Origin of the sequence: Trinickia sp. (assembly GCF_051953405.1) — a bacterium.
Lineage (GTDB): Bacteria > Pseudomonadota > Gammaproteobacteria > Burkholderiales > Burkholderiaceae > Trinickia.
Genome location: NZ_JBQCIV010000007.1, coordinates 139,886 through 159,645, shown reverse-complemented (window position 1 = coordinate 159,645; position 19,760 = coordinate 139,886). Strand labels below are relative to the sequence as shown.

The following is a 19,760-nucleotide window of genomic DNA, read 5'->3' as shown; positions in this document are numbered from 1 at the left end:
CAATCAGTTCATCGCCGCCGCCAATGCCGCCGGCATACCGCTCGAGGTGCTGCATCGCGTCGCGTCGATGGCGAGCGGCGGCATGGACACGCTGCCTCACAACGGGGCCGTCATCACGCTGCTGGCCGTGACGGGGCTCACGCACAAGGAATCCTATCGCGACATCTTCGCCGTCACGCTCATCAAGACGCTGGCGGTATTCTTCGTGATCGGCGTGTATTACACGACCGGCATCGTGTGAGGTCGAAGGGGCTTACGATCCGCCGACAGGCAACGCTTGCCGTAGCATAGGCGGCGACTTCATTCCAACCGGAGGGATCGATGTCCACGACGCAAAGCAAGCTCATTTTCATCACAGGCGTCAGCAGCGGCTTCGGCCGTGCGCTGGCGCAGCAAGCCCTGGCCGACGGTCATCGCGTGGTCGGCACGTTGCGCGATCAAGCCGCGCTCGGCGAATTCGAACTGCTTGGCCCGGGCCGGGCCATCGGCAAACTGCTCGACGTCACGCACACCGACGCGATTGCCGATACGATCGCCGACATCGAAGGCAAAGTCGGCGCAATCGACGTCCTCGTCAATAACGCCGGCTACGGTTACGAAAGCACGCTCGAAGAATCGACTCTCGCCGATTGGCACAAGCAATTCGACGTCAACGTGTTCGGGGCGGTCGCCATGATGCAAGGCGTGCTGCCGTATATGCGACGCCGCAAGCGCGGCCACATCGTCAATATCACGTCCGTGGGCGGCTACATCACGCTGCCGGGTTTGAGCGCCTACCACGGCACGAAATTCGCGCTCGAAGGCATTTCCGAAAGTCTCGCCCAGGAGGTGGCCGGGCTCGGGATCAAAGTGACGGCCGTGGCGCCAGGCGCGTTCCGCACCGATTGGGCCGGGCGCTCGATGGTGCGGGCGGAACGTTCGATTGCGGATTACGATGCCGTATTCGATCCCGTCCGGGCGCGACGTCAGTCGATCAGCGGCAAACAACCGGGCGATCCGGCCAAGGCCGCGCGCGCGATCCTGCAGATCGTCGCATCGGAAAACCCACCCGTGCATTTGCTCCTCGGCCCCGATGCCGTCAAGCGAGCCCGCGACAAACTCGATGCATTGCGCGCCGAGATCGACGCCTGGGAATCGCTCTCGACCTCGACCGATTTTTCCTCGTAACGAAACCGCCGCGGCAGGCCGAGGCCCAGGCCCAAGCCCAGCCGCTACGGCGAACGAGACAGCGGGCGGGCGATCGTTACGGCGCCCGCCGTCTTGCGCATCGCACTTATGAGCGTAGGCCGAACATCCCGTGCCAGAGCGTGGTAAAGAGCCCCGCGTGCGCAGCCGCATCGGGCTCGGCAGGCTCGTCGCCGGGCGCTTCGCGTGACGGCGGCGTATCGGAGTGCGTTTTCCGCGAACCGTCCGTGCGGCTCGCGCCGGGCGCGGCTTCACCGGTTTCGTCCGATGCATCGATACGGCTCGCGCGAGCACCTTGCGCCCGCGCCGCGGCGAGCGCCGCAATGCCGTCGGCGATCCGGGCAGCCAGCGTCTCGTCGCATCCGCGGCCGAGTAATACGCCGAATACGACGTCGCGGTTGTGGCCCCGTTCGGCATAGCGCATCGCCTGTGCGACGAACTTCTCGTAGCGTTCGCGCGCCGCCTGCGCCTCGCGTTCGGCCCGCTCGCGGGCCGCCTGGGCCTGCTGCGCCTCGTGCTCTCGCAGCTTCTCCATCTCCTGCGCGAAAACAGCGTCGTAGACGCGCCGCTGCTGCGGATCGGACAAGATCGAGTAAGCCTGCTTGATTTCCTGAAAGGCATCGTGAGCCGCGGCTTCGCGGCCTTGATTGCGATCGGGATGCGCGCGCATCGCGGCCTTCCGATACGCGCGTTTGATTTCGTCGTCGGTGGCGTCTTCATGAACGCCGAGCGTGTCGTACAGCGTCACCATGTCTCGTCGAAGGAAGGGTTACCGGCTTAAGGAGAGATCGTATCACCGCGCTCGCCGGCACGGCGCGTTGCCCCGGAGCGGTCATGCCGAACGAATGACTGAAAGCAAACTGTCAGAAAGACATGATCGCCACGCCAACTGTGCGAATAAATCATGCGAACGCCAAAATAAAACGCTCGTGCAATCGGATTAGTAACGTAAGGGGCTTGATTTCAGCGCGCGCTTAGATTTGAATGACGAGGCTTCGAGATCATTGCCGCACATTGAGAGACTGCGCGGCATAGCCGAACCGAGTCATACGCTGCGAAACGTTTCTTCTAAAAGCCGTTTTTTTGGAGGAAGAAGCATCGTTCCCGACGAGGTTTCGACGATAAAACCGATAACTTTCACTATAGAAGCGGGCCTCTAAATGAGCGAAAAAAAGAAAGCGCTGATCGAAACCGCGACTCGGCTATTTTCGCAGTTCGGTTTTCATGCCGTCGGCATCGATAGAATCATCGCCGAATCGCGCGTCGCCAAGATGACGATGTACAAGCACTTCCCATCCAAAAGCCGCCTCGTCGTAGAAGTTTTGAACGAGCAGGGTGCAGCCTTGGCCGCCGGCATCGCCGCCGCGATCGCGGCGCACACGGACGCGCTGGACAAGCTCCACGCGATTTTTCAGTGGCACGATGCGTGGTTCCGTACCGATACGTTCACCGGCAACATGTTGATTCATGCGGCTGCGGAATTCCATGCGGAAGAAAACGAAATTCTCGCCGCGTCGCAAGCGCAGCGCCGTCACTTCGTACAAACGCTCGAACGCATCCTCGCCGAACGCTTCGACGCCGAAACGGCCGCGCGGCACGCGCGCCGCTGCGCATTGCTGCTCGACGGCGCGACCTTGGCGCGGCAGTTGAGCGGCCGGGTCGATGCCGCGCGCGACGCATGGGACATCGCGCAGACCTTCCTCGAGAACGAACGCATGCATGTTGCCTGACGATCGGCGCCGGCACGCGCGCCGGCGGTGAATTTCGAGAGCGTCAAGTCCTGGCGCGGGCGGTGTGGCGCATTGTGTTCGCGCACTTTTAAAATGCGCTGACGCGACCGGACTTCGCGATACACTCATCGACACGAAATGGGCGCGAGGCACGCGTGGCGTGTCTTTCGCAGGCAGCGCTATGCGCGCGCGGCGACAGACATGAGCCCCTCGTAAGCCCGTACAATCGCTTCACCCACGACTCGAGGAAACGTTCGATGCGCACCACCGGCTCTTCCGGGGCAATGACCCTGCTCACCGAAATCCACGACACGGGCGGACATGTCGTCCGCACATTGCGGCTTGAAGCGACGGACGACGGGAAAAGCATTCATCTGATCGAAATCGACGAGCGCAAGCCCGGCATCCATCGGGAGGTCCGCTACGAAATCACGCCAGCCGAATTGATCGCGGCCATCCGGGCGCATGGGGCAGAGTTACCGGGCGAGCAGCACGTCCGATAAATTTACCGAACCGCCTTCCAGTCGGGCGCGATCGCCATCGCGCTCCCCGAACGCGCTTTCTCTCTTTCTCCCCTTTCCCATGCTCGCGGCCGCAGGATCGCCGCCGCGAGCCGCTTAGCCGCTTGGGCGCTTAAGCGCTCGCGGTCAAAACACGCGCATCGGCACGGATACCACGAGCCGATAGACCTGGTTCGTACCGTCGGCATAGTCGGCCGAGCCGACATGCCATTCGGCAATCGCCGCCACCTTGGTATGGCGCAGCGGCCCGCTTTGCACGACATAGGTGGGCATGAATCCGAACTCGTGATGCCGCCCGCGAATGGGTTGTCCGTTCCGAAAGTAAAGCGCGCCGAACGGCGGTCCGCCCGGTGTATACGCCCGCGCAGCGGCCGACGCGTCGGCACCCCAGCCCTGCTGCGCCCAGACCATAGCGGACAGACCCGGCACGCCTGCCTGTTTGCCATCGAACCAATAGCGCAACTGCAATGATTGTTCGTGCGGCGCGTTGTAATCGACGTCCATCGAATTGACCAAGTAGACGCCGGCGGTTTCGTCGATGTAATCGAAGAACTGATCGCCGAGTATTTTCTGATAGCCGACGAGCAATCCGTGCGGACCGTGCTGAGCCGAAAGCGACACGCTGTAGGCATTGTTATGAATGGGCCCTTGCATCGCCGCGCCCGTATCGTGCGTGGAATAGACGTTGGCAAACCCAGTCAGCCGGATGGATTGCACATGGCCGATGCTGTGTTGCACCGATCCGTAATATTGGCGCCAGACGTCGTCCGCCTGATCGGCATAAAGCGACACCGACCCGTTCGGCGAATAATCCCACGTGGCACCGGCATAGCTCACGCGCTTGAACGGGACACGCCCATAGGCCGTGCGCAGCGAGACCAGATTGGTCTGGCCTCGCGGGTCTACCTTCGTGAAACTGCCGGCTTGCATCGATAAACCGGCGATTTCGCGGCTGAGCAGCGAAGCGCCGAAAAACGTCGGGGGCAAAGCACGGTTGTCGTGCGGATCCAAGAACGGGTTCGATACGTTTTGCAGGCCATAGCGCAGTACCGAGTCGGAAACGCGTGCTTTGACGCTGTACATGCCCGGATAGGCCCAGGCGGAACGACGCTCGCCGTCGCCGTGCCGGCCGAGGTACACCATGTTGCGGGCGCCTTGTCCGCCGTCGAGCTTGAGCGCGCCGAAGAGCGCCGCATCGATCCCCAAGCCGATCGGCCCGCGAGTGAAACCCGACTCGATTCTCGCCTGAAGACCCTCGACCCATGCATGCCGCCTAATGCCGCTCGCATGAAAGTAATCGGTGTAGTTGCGCCATTCGAGATCGAATCGGCTATCGGCGACGAATCCGGCACTGGCTGCCTGACCCTTGCGCGGGGCGGGCATCGGGGCGGACGCAAGCGCCGGGCGTTCGTCGGCGTATGCCGCGGCGACGCCGACGAGCGCCTGCATGCCGCACGTCAATGCGACGACGCGCGATTTCATCGAAGCCGGCCTATCAACCGAGACTGGCTTCGAACATGTTCGTACAACTACGGGTACGATAGCGCCCGTCGCATCGATAAGCGACGAGGCCCTCGCAAAGATTTGCGTGGCTTTCATGATGACGAATGATGGGTTGGGGGGAGCGACGAGCGGTGGCAATCGGCCTATTGCAGCGCGCATCAAAACACGCGAGCGCTTGCGTGCGCAGCTAGCAACGCTGTTGGGGCAGCCCCTGGGGCATACCCGAAGTGACGCTCGGCGGCGAGGCTAGGAGAATCGCGCGCGGCGCTGCATGGCCGCGGCGTACCGGCGTTAAGCTCGCACAGCGAACGCCTCGATTCGCGCGCTATCGCGCGGCGTATCGACGGCGTTCGCGCTCCGCACGCACAACGTGCGAAAGTCATTCGACCTATCAGGGAGAACTTTTAATGAATTCGTCGGCTTCGCAAACACGATCGTTTACGACGATCTTTCTAGTCGAAATGTGGGAGCGCTTCGGCTATTACGGCATGGGCGCGCTGCTCGTGCTGTATATGGTCGAACGGCTCGGTTTCGGCGACGCCCGCGCAAACCTCACTTGGGGCGCCTTCACCGCGCTCGTGTATGCGGCTCCATCGATCGGCGGATGGATCGGCGACAAAATCCTGGGCGCACGCCGCACGATGCTGTTCGGCGCGCTCGTGCTCTCGATCGGGTACGGCATGCTCGCGCTGCCGAACGATCATCTCTCGTTCCTCTACGCGTCGCTCGGCGTTATCGTCGTCGGCAACGGGCTATTCAAGGCGAATTCGGCCAACCTCGTCCGCCGTATCTATGAAGGCGACGATGCCCGCATCGATAGTGCGTTCACGATCTACTACATGGCCGTCAACATCGGCTCGACGATTTCGATCCTCGCCACGCCTTGGATCAAGGATCGTTGGGGATGGCGCACGGCATTCGCCGTCTGCTGCGGCGGCATGCTGCTCGGCGTCTTGAACTTTCTGCTGCGCTATCGCTCGCTTTCGCACGTCGGCTCGGCCCCCGATTCGAAGCCGATCGTATGGCGCCGCCTCGGCGCTGTGGCGTTGGGCGCCGTGGCGGTCGGCACGGCTGCGACGCTCGTCCTTGGCAACAAGTCGCTCGCCATTGCTTGTGTCGACATTGGGGGGATCGTCATCCTCGCTTTGTTCGCTTACATGATTGCCAAATGCGACCGCTCCGAGCGCGCCGGCCTGATTGCCGCACTCGTGCTCGTGCTGCAATCGATCTTGTTTTTCATCTTCTACCAGCAGCAGATGACGTCGTTGACGCTGTTCGCACTGCGCAACGTCGATCCTTCCTTCTCGCTGTTCGGCGTGCATCTGTTCTCGTGGAGCGCGGCGCAATTCCAGGCACTGAACCCGATCTGGATCATGCTGCTGAGCCCCGTGCTTGCAGCCACTTACACGAGGCTGGCGAAGGGCCGCGGCGATATCAGCATCGCCGCGAAGTTCGCGCTTGGGTATGTGGCCGTCGCGGTCGGGTTCGTGATCTATGCGTTCAGCGGCCGCTATGCGGTCGACGGCCGCGTCTCGTCGTGGTTCATGGTGTGGGGCTACGGTTTGAATTCGCTCGGCGAATTGCTCGTCAGCGGTCTCGGCCTGGCGATGATCGCGCGTTATATCCCGGCGCGGATGAGCGGCTTCATGATGGGCGCGTACTTTCTGGCGACAGGCATTTCCCAATACTTGGGCAGCATCGTCGCGAACTTCGCGCAAGTGCCGTCGGGCGATTTGCCGGCCACGCAGTCGCTCACGCTCTATACGAATCTGTTCGCGGAACTCGGCTGGCTAGCCGCAGCCGGGGTCGTCATGTCGCTCCTGCTGCTGCCGCTGATGCGCAAGCTGTCGGATCAGCATCGGCGCGCATCGAACGAAGCGCTCGCGGACGCGAACTCGCATAGTATGGCTACGGAGTGACGGGCCGACGGCACACCTAACATGGCCGTCGTCTTGGACAGCTCGGCGTTTTCGCCCGCCCCGGTGGGCCTGCCATGGTCGCCAGGGCGAAGTTTGGATGGTCGTTTCCGGAGGCTACGGGACAGCAACTCGTTCTTCCGTCGGCGACGATGCTATACAGTCCGTCGAAACAGCGAAGCCTAACTGAAAATGGAGCCCCCATGGCCGCCACGCGTCGCAACCGAAAAGAGGCAGACTCGACAGGACGCATCCGCATCGGTATCGGCGGTTGGACCTATGAACCGTGGCGCGGGCGCTTCTATCCCACCGATTTGACGCAAAAGCGCGAACTCGAGTATGCGAGCCGCAAACTGACTTCGATCGAAATCAACGGCACGTTTTACGGCACGCAACGCGCGACGAGCTTCGAGAAGTGGCACGACGAGACGCCCGAGCATTTCGTCTTCTCGTTGAAGGCGCCGCGATTTGCGACGCATCGGCGGGTGTTGGGGGAAGCGGGCGATTCGATCGAGCGTTTCTTTGCGAGCGGCGTGCTCGCACTGAAAGACAAGCTCGGCCCGATCAACTGGCAATTCGCCCCGACGAAGCCATTCGATGCCGAGGATTTCGACGCATTCCTGAAGTTGCTGCCGAAACGCGTAGACGGCCGCGCGATCCGGCATGCTGTCGAAGTCCGGCACGAAAGCTTCCACCATCCCGAGTTCGTTGCCCTCGCGCGCGAGCATGGTGTTGCAGTAGTCGTGGCGGGCGATAGCGACTATCCGCAGATTGCGGACCTGACCGCCTCGTTCGTCTATGCACGCATCATGGGCACCGTTGAAACCGAAACGTTGGGATATTCGGAGCAAGCTTTGAATGCATGGGCAGTGCGCGCAAAACAGTGGGTCGTCGGCGCTCAGCCGGACGATCTGCGCACCGTCCTGCCGAACGCCCCCGAGCCAATGCCGCACGACGTCTATCTTTATGTCATCAGCGGCTACAAGGCCAGCAATCCGATCGCCGCCATGGCGCTGGAAGAGCGCTTGACCGACCGTTAGCGCTCGCCGGGCGTGCTGCCTATCGCAACAGGCTCCCTTTTCGACAACTCTTCGCCGACGGTGAACTGGCCCACGACACGGGCGAGGTGTTCCGCTTGCTGCGTCAGCGCCTGCGACGCCGCGGCAATTTGCTCGACAAGCGCCGCGTTCTGCTGCGTGGAATCGTCCATTTGCGTGACGGCTTGGCTGATCGCCCCGAGACTTCGGCTCTGTTCCTCGGAAGCCGAGGCGATCTGGCGAATCAAGCCGAACATACGCTGGATGGCGCTGCGCACTTCATCCATTGCCGCCTTCACATGCCGTGCCTCGCTCAGACCATGTTGGACAGAGATGCCCGATGCAGCGATGAGCTGTTTGATTTCATGCGCCGCGCTGGCTGCACGCTGCGCGAGAACGCGAACTTCGCCGGCGACAACGGCGAACCCACGCCCCGCCTCGCCGGCACGGGCAGCCTCGACCGCTGCATTCAACGCTAGGATATTAGTCTGAAATGCAATGCCGTCGACCAACGCGTTAACGTCCGCAATCCTATTCGCATTGCCGCCAACTTCTTCCATTGCTGTCAGCATGCCGGCGACGGCCGCATTGCCCCGCTCGGCCAGTCCGACGGCCGCCGTTGCGAGTGTACTTGCCTCCCGAGCATGGTCCGCGTTCTGCTGTACGGCGTCGGTCACTTCCAACATGCTGGAAGCCGTTTGCTCGAGCGACGCCGCCTGCTGCTCCGTCCGTGCGGCAAGGTCTTGGTTGCCCGATGCGATTTCGGCCGTGGCACGCGCCACGCTGTCCGTACACCAGGAGACCATCGCCACCGTCGACTCGATACGGCCAAGCATCCGATCGAACTCCGCGGCCGCCTGCCCGAATTCGTCCGCGCTAAGCCGTGCTGCACGCTTCGACAAATCCAGCGTGTCGGCCAGCTCAGCGAATTTGCCGCGCATTCTGAGTAAGCCGCCATACGCAACTTTCATCAAACTGGCCATGCCCAGGCCGGCACTGAAAACAAGCGCCAGCGACAGCGCGAACTCGGCACGAATGGCGGCCGGCGCGGACAGCCCAATGGCCGGTATAAGCGCTGCCGCCGCGGTGAGCCCTGCCGCCAGCGAGGCCGCCAGACAGATCCCAAGCGGGATCAAGATGCGTTGCCGCACGGTCAGTGCCGGGAATTGCATGCCTTGCGTCTCCTCTTGTTATATCGAGCGCATCGCACCGACGCCTGGCGCAAACATAGGTAAGCGTCTACGCGATTCTTTCGATGCGTGACATAGTGCGCTCATCAAGGGCCCTGGCATACCAAATGCCGTGAATATCCGACATTCATTTCGGTGATACAGGCTCTGAACACGACACTGCTAGGGATCGAGTTCCCTATCGGGTTCGAGCCCGAGATGCACGCACGCTCTATGGGGCGGGCCATCGAACACGGGCGCGTGAGCTTTGCGCACGATCCGCCGAGCAGTGCATGTCACGCGCCCGTGAACGCCAGAATTTGACTCGCGACCACGCGTGGCGCCTCTTCGGGCATGTAGTGTCCGCAATCGTCGAAGACCCCGCCACTTACGTCATGAGCCACCACGCGCATGGTGTCGAACAAGATCGCTCCGGCTCCGCGCTGTGCCCCGAATGCGAGCACCGGTATATCGAGCCGGGTTTCGGCGCGCCGGCGATTGCACTCCAGCCCTTCGGCGCTGAAGATGTGCCGGTAGTACGCCAGTGCCGAGCGCGTCGCGCCGGGTAAGGCATTCACTCTCGCATACTCTTCAAGGTCCGTGGGCGTGATGGTCCACCCTCTGAGCGATTTCGCGCGGAACAACCATGCCAGGAATTCCCGCTCGCGACCCTGCAACAGGATCTCGGGCAGATCGTCCAACCGGTTGAAACCGAAATGCCAGGTCCGGACGTTAGCTTCTTCGCTCGGAATGCCTGCCGGCTGAAACGCCGAAATACCCGGCAGCGCCGAATCGAAGACGGCAAGACGGCGCACGTCTTGAGGCCACTCGGCAGCCAGCGCATAACCGATCCAAGCGCCGATATCGTGCCCAACGATGTCGATCGAACCATCGGCCGTCAGTTCGAGCGCCTCGATGAAACCGTGTATCTCGGCGGCCACCGTTCGCATGTCATACCCGGCGGCCGGTCGATCGGAATCGCCGATTCCTCTCGGATCGACGGCGATCACGCGCCGGCCTGCCTCGGCGAGCAGCGGCATGACGTATCGCCACGCATACCAGCTTTGCGGCCATCCGGGCAACAGCAGCACCGGTGCCCCGCGGCCGCCCGCGACGAAGTGCAGACGAACGCCGCCGACGGTGACGGTATCTCGATGGAACGCACGCCAGAATCCTGCAGCATCGAACGGTAGGCATGTATCGGCTGCGGAGGTGCGAATTGCGCTATGCGCCATGACGATTTTCTCCTGTTTGAATGAGATGCAACGCGTCGCCGATTGCCCGTACGAGGCATAAACGACCCTTGATTTACATTTGGAAGCGATCACTTCCAAATTAGACAAAAAAACTCAATCGAGCAATTTGAGCGCGTTTTCGACCACGCCCATCATTTCGCCGTGCGACCGGCCCGTCTTGCCCAGCACGCGCATGCCCTGAACGATGCACAGCAGCACACGCCCCGTCGATTCCGCGTCGAGCCGCGAGGAAATCGAGCCGTCTTCCTGTCCCCGCCGGATTGCGTCGACAACGCGCTTTTCGTGTAGCTTGAGCACGCTGCTCACGCGTTTGGCCATGTCCGCGTCCGAGCTTGCCAAATCGACCGCGCTTCCAACCACGAGACAGCCGCGCCGGCCAGCCGCGCCGTGGCTGTACTCCGCATACAGACTAAGGATTGCTTCGACGCATTCTCTGCCGGTTCGTGCCCCCGCCAACTCGCGCGCCATCCGTTCGCTGCGCTGGTTGACGTAGCGTTCGAAGGCCGCTAGGAAAATGCCCCGCTTATCCTTGAAGGCCTTGTAGATGCTGCCTTCTGTGATGTTCAACGCCTGCGTCAACCGGGCCATCGATGTCGCGTGATAGCCCAGCTCACTGAAGACAACGATTGCTTTATCCAATACGTGCTCGACCGCGAATTCTCGTGGTCGGCCCGGCCCGCGCGATTCGGCTTCGCTGTCGATGGAAGTGTTCATGCCGCGTATATTAGAAAGCAATCGCTTCCAAATCAAGCGTTTTTTCGTTCGTCCCCGCAAAAGGACCGCGCCGTGGCAGCCCCTCGTGCGATGCGAATTCGACGATATCGAAGGCAGCGTATGCCACGCCTTAGCGCCGTCCTGTCGATCAGATGGGACCTTCCTGCTCGATGGCCGCCCCATGCGCCGCGGCGCCGGAGACAGGGCTCGGAAACGCCGGCAACCCGGACATGCGACGAGCGCGCCGCGCCCACATCGCCGTAAAAATCGGCACGAGAATGGCCGTGACGAGACAAGAGGTGGCCACCATTGCCGTAGCGGCGGGCACAAGCGGCTTGAGGCTCGGCACCATTTCGCCGATGATCGCGGGGTTCGCCACCGCGGCGCCTGCCGTCGAAGATGCCGCGAGCCCAGCCGCCCCGTTGCCCCCGCCGACCCATTTGTCCGTCAGCATGAGCGGAACGCCGGTGATCGCGATCACGGTCAGCCCCAGCAAAAGGCCGGGCAAACCGCTCTTGGCGATAACGTTCAGATCGATGCCATTGCCGAGCGCGAAACCGAAAAACGGAATGAGCGGATGCACGCAGCGTCCGAATAAATCGCGCAATTGGCTATCGAGGTTGCCGAGCGCAAATCCGATCAGGAAGGGCAGCACGGCACCCACGAACAGCCGCCCCTCAAACACCGCCACGCCGGTCGCTCCCAGGATGAACATACTCACGAGCGGACCCGATTCGATCGACATCAGGACGAATGCACCTGCTTCCTCGGTCGTGCCGTATTGCTGCATGACCGCCGCATACAGCCCGCCGTTGGTCATATCCATCGACGCCGTGATCGCGAGTAGCGAGAGCCCCGCGAGTACGCCCGTCTTGATCCCGTCGTGCGGAATGAACTGCGCGGCGCACAACGTGGCGAGCCATGCCACGGCAATCTTCGTCAGCACGAGCGTGCCAGACTTGCGCAACACCACGCCCGTCGCACGAAAATCGATCGTGGCGCCCATGCAAAAGAACCAGACGGACAGGATCGGAACGGTGCCGCTGATCAGCCCGTTCGTAAACGAACCGAAATACTTGCCAGCACCCGGCGCGAATGTATGCACGCATGCACCCAGCAACATCGGGACGAGCATCAGCCCGCCAGGAATACGGTCTATCGCTTGTTTGATATTCACGTCTCCTCCGTGGACGGGATCGTCCGGTTGCCGGATGTGTCCGCTTTTTACGAATCGGAACGATATTCCGAATCGGAAACAGGCGCACTTCGGCGTATACCCTCGAGCTGCGACAGCACTTGCGCCGCTACAAGAAGTCCACGCCGAAGACCCTGTCGTCGGCACAAGCCGTGCTCGCCATTGTGCCCAGCGGACGCGAGCGGGGCTACGCCGAAGACAACGAGGAACAAGAGGACGGCTTACTGTGTCTCGCGGTACCGGTGTTCGATCGGTTCGGCCATATTCTCGCAGGATTATCGATCTCGTTTCCGACGATGCGCTGCGGCGCCGACACCAAGGCGCATTACGTTGCGCTACCGAAAGAGGCCGGGCGCACCGTCTCGCAGATAATGGGCTATCACTGACCGATCGAGCCCGCCGCCCTTCGAGCGTTCCTAAAACAGCCGCGGCGTACCGACCCAAACGAGCGTCGTTTCGATGTCGCCCGTATTCGCCCAACTGTGCGGCACCGTCGATTCGTAATGCGCGCTATCGCCCGCGTAGAGTACGAACGTTTTGCCTTCGAGCGTCAACGACATCTCCCCGGAAATCACATAGACGAACTCCTCGCCCGCGTGCGTCGTCACTTCCGCCGTCGAGGGCTGGCCGGCCGGCAAGCGCACCAAGATGCTCTCGAGCTGACTCCCCACCGACGAATTCGTGAGGCGGGCAAAGAGGTCTGTCGAATCGGCGAAGCTGAAAAACCGCAGCTGCCCCGAGCGACGCACCGAACGCTCTTCGCTCGGCGTATCCACGAAGTATTGGAGCGTGACGCCGAGTGCGGTGGCGATACCGGCTAGGGAAGTGAGGGACGGGGTGGCGAGGCCGCGCTCGACTTGCGACAGAAACGGCTTGGAGATACCGGCCACCGTTGCTGTTTCATCGAGCGTCTTATGCAGCCGGTGCCGCAGCGCTCGGATTTTGCTGCCTAAATCCGCAGCTTGGCGGGCACTTTCGACGTTCGAAACCATAGGAAATGCGCTGCTCGCAGTGGTTGGTGAAAACCGCTAGTTATCGGCGCCGATGCGCCCGTTGCGTCTTCGCGCAACGTTCTCCGGGTGGACGAAGCACTCTATGTTGCCAGAACAGAACTGCAATGCGCAAAAGGCATCGATATTCCGAGGGTTTACCGCAGAGGGCGAACGCCCGCTTTTAGTCGAGAAATTCGCCGGCTCGCCGCTTCAAAACCGCGCTGAATTCGTCGAGCCAGCCGATCGAAAGCCGCCAGCTCTGCCAATACAGATCGATGTCGAGGTGGCGGCCCGGTGCGAGTTCCACCAGTTCGCCCCGCTCGAGCAACGCACCGATCATCTGCGTCGGGCACATCCCCCACCCAAGCCCGGTGACGCAGGCGCGCAAATACCCGCCGACGTGCGGCAGCCAGTGCTGGGGCGGCTCGATTTCCGCGCGCGTCAAGCGGCGCATGAACCGCGCTTGCAACGCATCCTTCGGATTGAAAACGACGCACGGTGCGCGCCTGAGTGCCTCGCGACTCAGCCCGTCGCCGAAATAGCGCGCGAAGAACGACGGCGAGCACACGGCCAAGTAGCGCATTCGGCCGAGCCGGACCGAGCGGCACCCCTGCACCGGTTCGGCCTGCGTCGTCACCGCGCCTTGTACGCTACCGTCGCGGATCCGCTGCGCCGTGTGGTCTTGATCGTCGATCACGAGATCGAGCAGCATGCGCCGCTGCGCGCAAAACTCGGCAATGGCATCGACGAACCAAGTGCCGACGCTGTCGTCGTTCACGGCGACGCGCAACGTGGGCCAAGACTGGCCGATGAGACTGCTCGCCATCGACGGCATGTCGTCCGCCAGTTGCGCCTCGAGCAGCCGCACACGTTCGGTGTGACGGCACAGCAGCGCCCCCGATGCCGTCGCTACACAGGGCTGCCCACGCTTCACGAGCACACTGCCGACACGCTCCTCGAGCAGCTTGATGCGCTGAGAGACAGCCGATGCCGTCACGTTCAGCTCGCTCGCGGCGCGGTCGAACGAACCGTGACGCACGACCGCCGCGAGCGCATCGAGCAAGGCATAGTCGATCATTAGCATTCCTTAATCGGCTTTAGCCGATTTAGCTGTCCTTAGATGCATTCGGCATGCAGACTAACGTCATTCCTCGGCATCGTCTACCCGCTCCATCATGAATTGGACCGCCTATTCGCATGGCGCCGCGCTGTGCGCCTCGCTAATCGTCACCATCGGCGCTCAAAACGCGTTCGTGCTTCGTCAAGGCATCATGCGTTCGCACGTCGGCAAGATCGTGACGTTGTGTACGCTCTCGGATTTCCTGTTGATCGCGGCCGGCGTCGGCGGCGCTGCCGCACTCGCCACGCGCTACCCGCGTCTGGTCGAAGTCATCTTGTACGGCGGGCTCGCCTACCTCGCGTGGTTCGGGCTATCCACGCTCCGGCGCGCTTGGCGCCCGAGCCATGCCGTGATGGAAGTCGCCGGCGAGCGCGGCCAGGCGGCGCCCACCGCCGCACAGAGCGGCTGGTCGGTCGTCCTCATGACTTTGGCCTTCACTTGGCTCAATCCGCATGTCTATGTCGACGTGCTTTTGCTCATCGGCACCGCCGGCGCGCGCGAACCGGAAGGCGCCCGCGTGTCGTTCGCACTCGGCGCAATGACAATCAGCCCGCTCTGGTTCGCCTCGCTCGGCTACGGCGCCCGAGCGCTAGCCCCGCTCTTTCGCAAGGCGCTCGCCTGGCGCGTGCTCGATGGCGCGATCGGAAGCATGGTGCTTTTCGTTGCGGCCGCGCAACTGCGTTGATGCGATCGGCCGGCACCTTGCCGGCTCGCTCCCAATAGATCGGATACCTAACGATCCACGTAGACGAACTGTCATACGTCCATGCTATAAACGGACACCGCAATCGTTTGCACACGCGAACGCGGCTCAACGGCTGGGGGTCCGTCCATGAAAATCGTCGGGTACTGTTCACTTTGGGCCATCGTGCTCGCGCTGCTCGTTTCGATGTGCGCCATCCTCAAGGAAGGCTATATCGGCGGCCGTAGCGCCCCGGATAGCGAAGTCGTCGCCGGCAAAGTCGCCGGCCATGTCGCGGCGCGGCCGCGACCGCCGAAACCCACCTTAAGCGCGTCCCTACACGCGGCGTAGGTCAATACGGCTTGGCCATCGCGGCCACTGCCGCAATCGATCGCCCGCGAGTCGCGCCGGATATCGCGCTTAGATCCGATTGACGCCGCATATTGCAGCGCAGAATAAACGTTTCAATCGGCAGCCGACCATGCGATATCCTCCGTCGCCAGCTAAACGCATTCCATTTTTTCTAAACCTATTAATCACCAGGCGTGCTCGATGCATTTTGCATCGGTTTCGATCGATCTCAATCGCCTATTGCGGCAATCCCACATACCGCATACGCATGTCAAAGCACACGGCGCATCGATTCGATGCACCATGAGACGAACGGGTTTGTTCGGCGTATTTCAAGCATTTTTCTGCCACCCCGACCCGCGAGGCGCGTAGGCGTCGAGCATCCACCACAGCAGAATCGAAGAGCGTTTCACGCGATCATCTCGAAAAGATTCACTCGCTACGCATTGAAGGCGGGTGAAATCTCACATCAGCGGCTGTTTTAAACGGTCGATCAAACCCTCGTAAATACTACGAAATTTATAAAAGTTCGTTTGGATCCGCGTCTCTATTTACACAAAACGCGAGACGCTCGTAAGGTAACGCCCGCCGCCCTCGATATGCCAATTGAGGGCGATGACCACCCATCCCTATTTCGAACTCCGCCGCGACCGGAGTGCTGCTTTTTTAAACCCGAATTGGCGATAACGACGGCCATTCCGGGCGAGCGTCGAAGCACGCACTTTGGGCGACTGCGAAGCATGGGCCCGGCATCGCGAAGCATGGACCACAGGAGACAAATCATGGCGCCTACCGCGCGCATTCAATCCCTTTTCGCGGCGGCGGCCGCGGCCTTGGCCGTCGCGCTGCTCGTAGCCGGTTGCGGCGGCGGCGGATCCGACGATCCGGCGCCGATCGCCACCGCGCCCTGCTCGGGCAACGTCTGCTCGGGCTCGGGGGCCACCACGCAGCCTTCGGACCCGACAGCGCTTTGTCCCGCTTCGCTCGATTACAGCACGACATTCACGGGCGGCTCGGGCAGCGGCGAATACATCAAGGTCAAGTTCGACACGTCGAAAAAGCAGTACCAAATGACGTTCATCGAATCGGAAGTGCCGACTTCTGCAGGGCAGGTGAACACGACGCGCGCGGGCCTGACGATCACGGGCGACTACCAGAACGCCAACCTGTATCAGATCAGAAACGGACAGGGCGTCGCGACTACGCCTTTGAAGCTGCCCACGGCCGAGCAGAACCGCTGTGCGTTCGTGCTGGAAAACGGGCAAACGGCCGACGGCAGCTACAAGGTGGCGATCAATCCGAACGATCCGCCGATGCTGTTCGTGGGCAACGGGATCGTCGGGGGTGGGATACCGGGTTCGACAGTACAGTTCGACGGCGTGACGATTGCACCCGGCATCGTCGTCGCCACCGTGCCGAGCAAGACGTTCGATTATTACCCGTTCGTTGCGTTCAGCCAGACCGTCACCGATTTCTCCAAGGTAGCCGGTCGCTATAACGAACTCGGCATCCACTTCACGCCCTCGGGCGGTCTGATGCAAACGACCGCGGCGGTCCCGACCGGCACACCGCTCGGGTGGCAAGTCGATGGCGTTCAGGTGATCGAGACGATGAACGCCGACGGTTCATGCACGCCCGATAGCGGCCAGGCCTACACGTCTTGCCCGACAACGGGAACCAATTGGACCTTGCGAACGAACACGGACGGCTCGCCGGACGCCGTGTTCACGAGTGCGGCGAATATCAACAACGGGCTCGGCAATATCTATCCCGACTTGGGCGTGGGCGCGATGCAGTCCGCTTTTGCCGGCAACCAAGCGCACGGCATCATGATCGCGGGCCTGCTCAACGGTCAGGTGATCCCCGTCATCATTCGCGTCGGGTACGCGCACTCCGGCACAGGGCTCGCCGATTCGACCGTCGACGATCAGCTCGGCATTTCGCTGCTCGCGCCGGTGCAAGCCGTCGATCCGACGACATTGAAAGGGGCGTTCATCGGCGCCAATAGCGTGACGGCTTGTGGGATCGTCAGCGCGTATGGCCCCACTCCGGCAGAGCCGCTTTTCAACGAAGGCGCTTGCCTCGACGATACGACGACGACGAATCCGGGCGTCAACTATACGTCCACGATTTTTCAAGGAACGAGCGCCGCGTTCTTGAACCCGTTCACGTCCACAGCCGCGACGAACTTCTCGCTCGACTTCACCCAGACTCAGCCTGGGCTCGTCAAAGTCACCGCACAAAACAATTTCGCGTCGGGGGCCGCCACCGTTTTCAAGACGGGGGATACCGGCTACTTGATCAAGGCCGGCTCGGTGTTCGCGTTGCTCATGAACCCCTCCGGCATGCCGAACCCGTTTTTCACGATTGGCGCGTTCGTACAGTAAGAGTGGTCACGTATCGAGGGGCGGACGGCAGCGCCAACCGGCCGCCATGACATCCTGCCTTAAACCTAATGAGAGGTACACGACATGAAGCGTATCAAGCTCATCCCCGTAGGTGCGGCACTGGCTTTGTGTATTGCGGCTTCACCGGCGTTCGCGGTCACCGTTTCGCCGGCAGGCCCGATCAGTTTGACCGGATCCACCACCTTGACGAAAGGGATTGCGCTCGGCTGCACAGCCACGATGTCCGGCACGGTCGACGCGAGCGGCGCAATCTCGATCACGTCGGCGAAATTCACCGGAAACTTCCTGTGCGCGGGCGTCACGGCAACGTCTCTGCCGTGGAAGGGGCAGGTGCTTTCCACCACTAGCCTTTCGTTGAGCGGCGTCGCCGTCAGCACGCCGTTGGGCGCCTGCGGTCCGAGCACTATCGATGCCGGCATCTCGGAAAACACGACACTCAAGGAAACCGTCATCGGCCTTTCGAACCAAGTCCTCGCTGGCGGTTGCACGGTATCGGGCTCGCTCACGACGACGCCGTACCTGACGGTTCACTAACCCGCTAGTCGCGGCCGATCGGCCGCAGCATCGAGCGCCCGCCTCACGAGGAGCGGGCGCATGCACCCTGACCGGCGCGACGCATCGCGCTCGAGCATCAAGACCGGCGCCGCTGCCAGGCGCCGGTTTCCATTCAAAATTATTTATTCGGGACTCCTCATGATTTGGCGTCGTCTGCTTTCGATAGCGCTGGCCGCTCTTGCTCTGTCCGCCTGCGGCGGCAGCGGCGGCGGCGATCCGCCCGCCCCGGTCGTAACCCGGCTTTGCCCGCAAGCGGTCGACTACAGCACCGTGTTCACCGGCGGCGCCGGCTCGGGCGAACTTGTGCGGATCCAGCTCGATACCACGGCCATGACGTACAAGATCACGTATCTCGCGTCGCCCGTGCCCGTGACGAAAGGCACCGTCTTGCCCACGCGCGCGACGGCGCCGAACAATGTCGTGTCCGGTACGCTGACGCAAGAAACGCTGCTGCCCACGACGAAGCTCAACCAATGCGCGTTCCGCTTGAACAATGCCAGCCTGAACCCGGCCAGCCCCGCGCGCGTATTCCTTGGCGAAGGCGTGCTCGGCGGCACGATTCCAGGCGCCGAAATCCAGTTCGCCGGCGTGGCCGGCGTTGGGGTGGTGCCCGATACGACGTTTCCGTACTACCCGTTCATCGCGTTCGCGCAAACGTCGACCAGCCTTGCCGAAATCGCCGGCAAGTATTCGATGCTCGGCTATCACAAAGTGCCATCGCAGAATTTCGCACCGGTCGCGGTCGACTCGGCGATGACGATCAACGCCGACGGCAGCTTCACCGAATGCGACAACAGCGGGATCTACGCCGGTCAATGCAGGCAGTCGGGCACGAACTTCGTCGCGCGCACCGATTCGCCGACGTTCGAGACCGACCATTTCACGGGCCAGGTCGCGCCTACGCAAGCCGTGAACGGCCCGCAAGCGCAAGGCATTCTGATCGTCGGCAAACTGCGCGGCCAACTCGTGCCGATTTTGATTCGTGTCGGCGCAGCCAATCCATCGATCGTTTCGCCGCCCGGTGCTCCGCCGGCAACGCCGCTGGCCGACGACGAATCCGGCATCGCCATGCTGGCGCCGCAAACGCCCGTGACGAACGGCACGCAAAACGGCGAATACATCGGCGTGGATAGCAATTTCGCCTACCGAACGACGGCGCTCACGAACGCACAGGCAACGATGCTCGATCCGTTCAATGCCTCGCAAGCCTCGCTCGCAACCGCGCTCGATCTCGATTACACGCAGGCGCTCCCCGGGTTGGTCACGACGACGAAGGGTGCGGCCGGATCGGCGCCCACGGGAAAGATGATCTTCACGGGCGGCACGATCGGATACCTCGATACGTCGGATCCCAGTGCGCCGTATTTCGCCGTCAGCGCGTTCGTGCAGTGACCCAATAACGACTCAGGCCTAGGAAACGAAGATA

18 protein-coding genes and 2 pseudogenes are annotated in these 19,760 nt (G+C 62.1%); 12 read left to right on the top strand and 8 right to left on the bottom strand.

The genetic code is table 11. The annotated features are described in order from the left end of the window. Together ACTHN9_RS01910 and ACTHN9_RS01905 are read left to right on the top strand one after the other, a co-directional pair. A pseudogene (locus tag ACTHN9_RS01910) lies at window positions 1–241 on the top strand (GntP family permease); the annotation flags it as partial. A gap of 80 nt (window positions 242–321) precedes the next feature. Continuing rightward, window positions 322–1,167, top strand: coding sequence for an oxidoreductase (locus ACTHN9_RS01905; protein WP_440258497.1), 846 nt, complete (start codon window positions 322–324; stop codon window positions 1,165–1,167). A 106-nt stretch (window positions 1,168–1,273) separates the two neighbouring features. Here ACTHN9_RS01905 and ACTHN9_RS01900 read toward each other — a convergent pair whose 3' ends face one another. Next, window positions 1,274–1,936: a J domain-containing protein gene (locus ACTHN9_RS01900; protein WP_440258498.1), complete on the bottom strand. Its 663-nt coding sequence runs from the start codon at window positions 1,934–1,936 to the stop codon at window positions 1,274–1,276. Between the two features lie 409 nt (window positions 1,937–2,345). On the opposite strand from ACTHN9_RS01900, the gene ACTHN9_RS01895 reads away from it, so the two are divergent. Then, window positions 2,346–2,915 carry a TetR/AcrR family transcriptional regulator gene (locus tag ACTHN9_RS01895; protein WP_440535054.1) on the top strand — a complete coding sequence of 190 codons (570 nt, stop codon included), beginning with the start codon at window positions 2,346–2,348 and terminating at the stop codon, window positions 2,913–2,915. Between the two features lie 257 nt (window positions 2,916–3,172). Next, window positions 3,173–3,418, top strand: coding sequence for a hypothetical protein (locus tag ACTHN9_RS01890; protein ID WP_206957965.1), 246 nt, complete (start codon window positions 3,173–3,175; stop codon window positions 3,416–3,418). A gap of 144 nt (window positions 3,419–3,562) precedes the next feature. Here the strand turns inward: ACTHN9_RS01890 and ACTHN9_RS01885 are convergent, their stop codons facing one another. After that, window positions 3,563–4,918 carry an OprD family outer membrane porin gene (locus tag ACTHN9_RS01885; RefSeq protein WP_440535053.1) on the bottom strand — a complete coding sequence of 452 codons (1,356 nt, stop codon included), beginning with the start codon at window positions 4,916–4,918 and terminating at the stop codon, window positions 3,563–3,565. Window positions 4,919–5,346: 428 nt separating this feature from the next. Here ACTHN9_RS01885 and ACTHN9_RS01880 point away from each other — a divergent pair, with 428 nt between their 5' ends. Further along, entirely contained in the window at window positions 5,347–6,858 is a 1,512-nt protein-coding gene (locus tag ACTHN9_RS01880; RefSeq protein WP_440535052.1) for a peptide MFS transporter, read from the top strand. A gap of 200 nt (window positions 6,859–7,058) precedes the next feature. Further along, window positions 7,059–7,895 (top strand): DUF72 domain-containing protein, encoded by an 837-nt coding sequence (locus tag ACTHN9_RS01875; protein ID WP_440535051.1) that lies wholly within the window; start codon window positions 7,059–7,061, stop codon window positions 7,893–7,895. Here ACTHN9_RS01875 and ACTHN9_RS01870 read toward each other — a convergent pair. The 4 genes from ACTHN9_RS01870 to kdgT all read right to left on the bottom strand — a co-directional run bounded on the left by ACTHN9_RS01870 (window position 7,892) and on the right by kdgT (window position 12,208). Continuing rightward, window positions 7,892–9,064: a methyl-accepting chemotaxis protein gene (locus tag ACTHN9_RS01870; protein WP_440535050.1), complete on the bottom strand. Its 1,173-nt coding sequence runs from the start codon at window positions 9,062–9,064 to the stop codon at window positions 7,892–7,894. The genes ACTHN9_RS01875 and ACTHN9_RS01870 overlap by 4 nt on opposite strands. 293 nt (window positions 9,065–9,357) lie before the next feature. After that, the gene (locus ACTHN9_RS01865; protein ID WP_440535049.1) at window positions 9,358–10,296 is read right to left on the bottom strand and encodes an alpha/beta fold hydrolase; all 939 of its coding nucleotides are present in this window, start codon (window positions 10,294–10,296) and stop codon (window positions 9,358–9,360) included. 114 nt (window positions 10,297–10,410) lie between these two features. Beyond that, window positions 10,411–11,031, bottom strand: a complete 621-nt coding sequence (locus ACTHN9_RS01860; protein ID WP_440535048.1) for a TetR/AcrR family transcriptional regulator — start codon at window positions 11,029–11,031, stop codon at window positions 10,411–10,413. 148 nt (window positions 11,032–11,179) lie between these two features. Next, entirely contained in the window at window positions 11,180–12,208 is a 1,029-nt protein-coding gene (gene kdgT / locus ACTHN9_RS01855; RefSeq protein ID WP_440535047.1) for a 2-keto-3-deoxygluconate transporter, read from the bottom strand. Between the two features lie 104 nt (window positions 12,209–12,312). On the opposite strand from kdgT, the pseudogene ACTHN9_RS01850 reads away from it, so the two are divergent. After that, window positions 12,313–12,612, top strand: a pseudogene (locus ACTHN9_RS01850) (IclR family transcriptional regulator domain-containing protein); the annotation flags it as partial. Window positions 12,613–12,642: 30 nt separating this feature from the next. Here the strand turns inward: ACTHN9_RS01850 and ACTHN9_RS01845 are convergent. Further along, window positions 12,643–13,218 (bottom strand): helix-turn-helix domain-containing protein, encoded by a 576-nt coding sequence (locus tag ACTHN9_RS01845; protein WP_440535046.1) that lies wholly within the window; start codon window positions 13,216–13,218, stop codon window positions 12,643–12,645. 181 nt (window positions 13,219–13,399) lie between these two features. Continuing rightward, on the bottom strand, window positions 13,400–14,296 hold the full coding sequence (locus ACTHN9_RS01840) for a LysR family transcriptional regulator ArgP (protein ID WP_440535045.1): 897 nt from the start codon (window positions 14,294–14,296) through the stop codon (window positions 13,400–13,402). 97 nt (window positions 14,297–14,393) lie between these two features. Here ACTHN9_RS01840 and ACTHN9_RS01835 point away from each other — a divergent pair, with 97 nt between their 5' ends. From ACTHN9_RS01835 to ACTHN9_RS01815, 5 genes are all read left to right on the top strand, one after another. Beyond that, window positions 14,394–15,023 (top strand): LysE/ArgO family amino acid transporter, encoded by a 630-nt coding sequence (locus ACTHN9_RS01835; RefSeq protein ID WP_440535044.1) that lies wholly within the window; start codon window positions 14,394–14,396, stop codon window positions 15,021–15,023. Window positions 15,024–15,170: 147 nt separating this feature from the next. Beyond that, the gene (locus ACTHN9_RS01830; protein ID WP_440535043.1) at window positions 15,171–15,371 is read left to right on the top strand and encodes a hypothetical protein; all 201 of its coding nucleotides are present in this window, start codon (window positions 15,171–15,173) and stop codon (window positions 15,369–15,371) included. 782 nt (window positions 15,372–16,153) lie between these two features. Further along, window positions 16,154–17,758, top strand: coding sequence for a DUF2957 domain-containing protein (locus ACTHN9_RS01825; protein WP_440535042.1), 1,605 nt, complete (start codon window positions 16,154–16,156; stop codon window positions 17,756–17,758). Window positions 17,759–17,842: 84 nt separating this feature from the next. Next, a complete protein-coding gene (locus ACTHN9_RS01820) occupies window positions 17,843–18,313 on the top strand; it encodes a hypothetical protein (protein ID WP_440535041.1) in 471 nt (156 codons plus the stop codon). Window positions 18,314–18,472: 159 nt separating this feature from the next. Continuing rightward, window positions 18,473–19,726, top strand: a complete 1,254-nt coding sequence (locus tag ACTHN9_RS01815) for a DUF2957 domain-containing protein (RefSeq protein WP_440535040.1) — start codon at window positions 18,473–18,475, stop codon at window positions 19,724–19,726. Window positions 19,727–19,760: the final 34 nt, after the last annotated feature.